This window comes from Apilactobacillus ozensis DSM 23829 = JCM 17196, assembly GCF_001435995.1.
GTDB classification, from domain to species: domain Bacteria; phylum Bacillota; class Bacilli; order Lactobacillales; family Lactobacillaceae; genus Apilactobacillus; species Apilactobacillus ozensis.
Genome location: NZ_AYYQ01000007.1, coordinates 1 through 6581 on the forward strand (window position 1 = coordinate 1; position 6581 = coordinate 6581).

4 protein-coding genes are annotated in these 6581 nt (G+C 32.0%); 2 read left to right on the top strand and 2 right to left on the bottom strand.

Going from position 1 to position 6581, the window contains the following annotated elements; genetic code table 11:
* On the bottom strand, positions 1–3545 hold a 3545-nt coding region (locus FD06_RS02210), incomplete at its 3' end, for a hypothetical protein (RefSeq protein ID WP_156403077.1).
* A gap of 245 nt (positions 3546–3790) precedes the next feature.
* On the opposite strand from FD06_RS02210, the gene FD06_RS02215 reads away from it, so the two are divergent.
* Both FD06_RS02215 and FD06_RS02220 read left to right on the top strand, forming a co-directional pair.
* Positions 3791–4576 (top strand): tyrosine-protein phosphatase, encoded by a 786-nt coding sequence (locus FD06_RS02215; protein WP_054658835.1) that lies wholly within the window; start codon positions 3791–3793, stop codon positions 4574–4576.
* 21 nt (positions 4577–4597) lie between these two features.
* Positions 4598–5536: an alpha/beta hydrolase gene (locus FD06_RS02220; protein WP_054658837.1), complete on the top strand. Its 939-nt coding sequence runs from the start codon at positions 4598–4600 to the stop codon at positions 5534–5536.
* Positions 5537–5587: 51 nt separating this feature from the next.
* Here the strand turns inward: FD06_RS02220 and FD06_RS02225 are convergent.
* Positions 5588–6581: DUF5776 domain-containing protein (locus FD06_RS02225; protein WP_156403078.1), on the bottom strand; the 994-nt coding region annotated here is incomplete at its 5' end.

A 6581-nucleotide genomic window follows, 5' to 3' on the forward strand; every position in this document is an offset into this window, starting at 1 on the left:
GCATCTTTTGGTAATTCTTGATTACCCTTAGCTAAATCATAGCCAGCTTTCGCATCTTGGTATCCTTGATTCTTAGCTTGAGAATCATAGTCAGAACCAACATTTCCATTTGAATCTTTAGAAGCAGGATTTTCTAATCCATTAATAAAAGCATTGGAACCTACAACAGCGCTCTTTTGACCAGAAGGATATGCTTCATTATAAGCATCTCTATATGCCAAAGAATTATCACTAGGATTTTTAGCTTTCCCTGACATAGCATCTTGATATCCTTTAACTGCACCATTATATGCCTTATCAACATTGGAATCAGAAGTATGATTTCTTCCATCATTAATATTTTTAGATGCATCTTCATAACCAGCTTTAGTTTCAGACACTGAATTAAATCCAGCCATATAAGCATCGCTACTTTGAGCAGGTGACTTTTTATTTTGGGCGTCATTATAACCTTCTTGAGCATCATTATAACTCTTATTATAATTTTTATCATAAGCACCTAAGTTACCAGAAGAGTTAGATTTACCGCCATTAAGAAACGCTTCTTGACCATCTTCAGTAGCTGTAGCATCTTTAACAGCCTGTTCATAACCTTTTTGATATGAATTTATATTTGGTGAATCAATGTTACTTACATCTGGAACTTTAACGTTAGGATTTTTCAGATAAGCATTATAACCCTGCTGAGCACCATCATAAGCATTAGCATAGTCCTTATCAGCATCAATATAACTATTCTCGTTTTTATAACTAGAAGAATCATTAGCAACATCATTTATACCATCATTAGTTCCATTATTAATGTTGAAATAATTACCAGATGATATTGTTTGACCAGTGTTATCAGAGTCGTTAGACAATATGCTATATGAATTATTGTTAGGATTGTATTTAAATCCTATTTTATTTACACCATAACTAAGGTTAAATTGATTATTACTAGATCCTATGTTAAACGTGAAAGGTATTAGTTTATCTTTGTTTGAATTATTAACGTCAATTTGAGATGAACTTGAACTTTTATTCGTCCATGAATTATCGGAAGAACTAGAATCAGAAAGAATAGAATTATTACTAGGATAACCTACTGGGTCATAACCAGAAATTTTGATATAACCACTAGCAGTTTTCTTATCATCTGATACTATAACTGGTCCGGCAAAGTATACAGAAGGAACAGATTCAAGAAACAAACTGATTAAAGGAGTCTCATAATTAGAGTCCAACTGGTTATTATCTTTCAGAATTTGTGCAGAACCGTTATAAGTATACTTATAAGCTAATTGTGAATTATTTTGATCAGTAACAACTTTAGTGGAATAACCATTAACTTGTCCATTTACAATTTTATTACTTCTGTTATAGGAAACATCATTTATAGTAAATTTAACACCATCCAAGCCTGGATTATTAACATATATTTTCCCATTCAGTAAAACTATAGCATTACCACTAGCACTTCTGTTAACCTGAACATTAAGATTACCTCTATCAACGATATTAACATTACCGCCACTAACGTATAATGGATATACATATGAACCACCGTTACTGTCAACATTTATATTTATTTTACCGTTGTTAGATACTGTTACATTGCCACCGGAAACATAAAAGGCTTCACCATATGTTAGCGAATTAGAAGCAACCTTTATATTAATAGTTCCACCATTTACGTTTATATTACCTGAACTATATATTCCATTAGCATATGTGGAACTTGAATTACTTGAATCAGGTATAATATTTAGAACAGACCTATCAGATAAAATAAGCTTAGAGGATCCTCCAGTTAAATAAACACCATAAGAGCTTCCATTAACACTCGAAGCACCATTACCTCTTGATATAATTGTCATATGTGAACCTCTGTTCAAAGTCATATTACCTGTAAGATTTACATTGGTACCTCCGGCAATTTCACTTCCAGAAACAAATAAATTAGCATTGGGGCTCAATAAAAAGTTTTTTACGTTCATGTTTTCCTGATTATTAGCCTCAGTGGCGTATTGTTTGCCACCATTAACCATAACATCTGAAATGTTAGGTACATTGAATGTATTCACAGTACCATCCATATATACATTAGTGTTGGAAGCTTCTACCATTTGAGAACCAAAATAGTTAATATTTTTAAAAGTAACAGAACCAGAAGATGGTCTAAATGCACCATAGTAATTGTATGCATACATTGCCTTAAAATTCTTGACAGTCAAATTGTTTCCACTGTTCCCACCAAAGTTATATGAAACACCATGTAAATCAATTATATGATTTTGTCCATCAATGTTTAAATTACCACTTAAAGTTGGAGATAAATTAATTTCTGATGAATTTGATACACCCGTAAAATCGATATCACTAACAGCTAATATATTTTTTATTGTTGACACTTTATTTTCAGCAACATTTCTGAATTGATATCCATTGTGAACAAAAGCAGTTCCACTATTAGCTTGTTGTTTAATGTCATTGTAAGCGTTCTGATAATAAATGTTTTTAGAGGAGTCAACATCTTTTATTGATTGAATCACATTACTACCATTCCATTGATTATTCATAGCATCTTGAGCACCAGTATATGACTGATAATATGGATTACTTGAATCTGGATTACTATTTATATAGATGTCTTGATATTTTCCTGATGAATCAACACCAGTCCATTTTCCACTTTGAGCGTCAACAGATCCTTGATGTGATAAGAAATAATTGACGCCATATTTATATGTTAAGTCGTACTCCGAGTTAGCAGAATAATCATTAGGAGTCTTTACGTCGCCTGTATTGGGTATACTAACAGTCCCATTTTTAACACTAGTATAACTTCCATTATTATACTTACTGTTCATACTAGACTCAAAGGATGTGGCATCAGTATGCGCTTGACTTGTTCCATTATCACTAGAACTAGAATTATTGACATTTGAATCATTGAAAGCATCACTTTGATAATTTGAATCCGTTCCTACATTACTAGTACTAGCATCGTAAGAATTCTTCGCATCTTTCACACCATTATAAGCTGCATCGTAGTAGGATTGAGCATCACTAGCTAATGAAGCTTGACTATTACCATTATAAGCATCACTAGCTCCTTGTTCAGCGTAACTTTTAACATTATTACCATCACTATAAGCAGTATTGTAAGAAGATGTAGCTGGTTCAGACGATTGATTACCATCAGCAGCAATGGAAGCAATAGAAGTTGCTTTAGAATTACCGCTTATTCCATCACTAAAACCTTGTTGTGAATCATTAGCTAGTGATGTATTCCCATCATTTTCAGTTAAATTTTTATTTTGTTCTGATTGGCCTTGGCCGGGTTGTTGGCCTTGGCCGGGTTGTTGGCCTTGGCCGGGTTGTTGGCCTTGGCTGCTTCCATCAGCATGTACAACTACATTACTACTGCTGCTAATGGTACTAACACCTGCAGCACCTATCATTGCTAATGTAGCTACAGAAACTGTAACCCATTGCTTTTTCACTTTTTTCAAAACTTTTTTATCGTTAACTTTTTCTACTTTATTTTTGTTAAATAACAAATATATTCCCCCTTAATCAATAAAATATTACATTTGATTAATGTTATCTAACGCAAAACAATTTAGTCAAATTAATATTAGTTGGATTGATTGTAACATTAAAAATATATTAAAATACAGTAAAAAGTATTATGAATTGATTAATTTCTTAAATTTATATACAAATTTCCGACATAATCAATATAGTTTTTAATTACATTAAATTTTAGATATAATATAATTAGATTAATTTAGGAGGTTTTTTAATGCCCAACGAAAGAATATTGGCAATTACCTCTGGTTATAACTTCAGAGATATTGGCGGATATAAAACTAAAGATTGTAAAACTACTAAATGGCATAAAGTCGTACGTTCAGGTGATTTATCTGAATTGTCTGCAGATGATTTAAAATATTTAAGTCACTATAATGTTACTTGCGATGTCGACTTACGTTCAGAAACAGAGCAAAATCAAGCTCCTGACCGTATTCCATCAGGAGCTACTCAAATATCTAATCCTGTTTTTAACACTGGACACGACAAAACTGATGAAGAATATGCCAGACAATATTCAAGTGATAAAAATCTTGGAAGGAATAACATGCTTCAGTCATATAAATATATGATTTTAAGTGAGCATGCTCGTAAAGCATTTACCAGACTTTTCAAACAGTTACTATCTAATGATGGCGAAAATAAAGTATTAATTTATCATTGTGCCCAAGGTAAAGATCGCACTGGTGTTGCTACTTTTCTATTTTTATATTCCTTAGGAGTGGATATGAAAACTATTAAGCAAGATTATTTAATTTCTAAGGAACAAATGAAACCATATATTCAAAAACAAATTGAATACTACAGTCAATTTGGTATGAATGACATCCTACGTAATAACTTACAAAATCTATATACCGTGTCTTTAGATTATTTAAACGTAGCTATTAATACAATGGAAGAAAATTACGGTAGTATTGATAACTTTATCCGTAAAGGTTTAGGTATCTCCTCACAACAAATAAAACGTCTACGTGAAGTTTACCTTACCGACTAAATTTTATTTGGCGGTGAAAATATGAGTATTAAAAAGAACATTGCATATTTATTATCAATTCCAACTATGGTGGGTATCGGAACTTTTTTATTTAGTGAATATTTATTTAAATTAGGTATGAGTCGAAAAGACCTTGAACCCGAACCACAGAAAAATCAATTGAAGTATGCTAATGATTATTACAAATACGTAAATTGGTACTTGAGAATTCCAAAAGAAACATGGGAATTGAATGAAGTTGAGACTAATGACCGACTAGTCGCATCATATATCCCCGCTGAAAAACAAACTAATAAGACCATCATCATGGCACATGGCTTTGGCTGCAATCGTGAAACTATGGCGAACTTTGCTAAAATGTATCACGATATGGGACTTAACGTTTTGATGCCCGACGACCGTGCCCACGGTGAAAGTAGTGGAAAATATGTCACATTTGGTTGGCTCGATCGAATGGATTATTTGCAATGGATTCATTTAGTAATTGATAAACTAGGTAACGAATCAGAAATAATGTTATTTGGAATTAGTATGGGTGCTGGAATTGTAACCATGTTAAGTGGCGAAAAATTACCAAAACAAGTTAAAGCAATTATTGCTGATTGTGGATATACGAATGTAGCCGATGAATTCAATTACTTATTAAAAATGGAATACCATTTGCCATCTTATCCAATTGAACCATTAGTTAGTACCATTAATCGACGTCGATTAGGGTATTATTTGGACGATGCATCATGTACTTCACAGTTAAAGAAAAATAAGTTGCCAATCTTATTTATTCATGGCAGTAAAGATATTTATGTGCCAACATATATGTCATATGAAAATTACCGGGCTACCAAATCAGCTAAACAACTTTGGATAGTGCCAGGAGCTGGACATGAAGAAAGTTATTGGATTAATCCATTAAAATATGAACAACGAGTTAAACAATTTTTGCAAACTTATTACTTATAAAATAAAAAGACTTAGTGATTTAATTATCACTAAGTCTTTTTATTTTACTATTTATTTCAAACCAACAAGATTTTTATCACTAGTTACATATTCGTTTTCATTTATATAATACCTAGTAACTCCGTTGACTAGAACTATATGCTTTACAGTAAATTTATCCCCCTTCTTCATTTTTTTAACTCTATTATTTTTAGTAAATACTCCGGAACTGTGAACATATATTCCAGAATCAGCTAAAACGTTAAAAGTTTTATTTCTAGATTCTGCATTTTGATGCTTGATGAATCCTTGTGTAAAGGCTTTAACATATTCTTTCGAATATCCTTTTAAATTAGGCATTCTGTTAGAAGTTTTGGCATGTTTATAACCAGAACTGTGCGCAATCTCAATAGCTTGTTTTTTACCAGCTACATATCCCTTATCATAAGTAAACTTATAAACAGGGCTATTGTTATCATAAGATTTCTTTAAATCTTTCATAGCAGCTTTTAATCCAGCAAGATAACCATTAAATCCAGCATTAAAGTCTGCAGATTTCCCAGACAAATCACTAATATTGATTTTATCTATAGACTGAGCAGCTTTCATACCTGATAAACCTTCAACCGCCATTTTATAACCAGCCATATAAACTTTGGAATATTTTTCAGCTGCAGTTAATCCATTAATTCCATCTTCAAATCCACTACGAACATTTTTATAATTATTGTCATAAATAATAGTAGTATTAGATCTTAATATTCCATCATTAAAATCTTTAACAGCATTATGTTCAGGAATGTTTTCAGTTGGAACATATTCCTGAGGTTTACCTGGAACATACGACTTATCGATGTTAGCAATACCTGTAGGAATTAAATCAAGAATGGCTTGAGCATCTTTTGCATTATTAATCATTTGTTTAGCGTTATTAGCTGCATTAATTACATCTACTTTTTGCTTATTCTTAGCGGTTGTATCTAAGTTTTTATCGCTATCAATTTGGGCATTTACTTTTTGTACTTCTGCATTAATGGCTGCTTGGGCATTCTTCTTTTGGTCATCT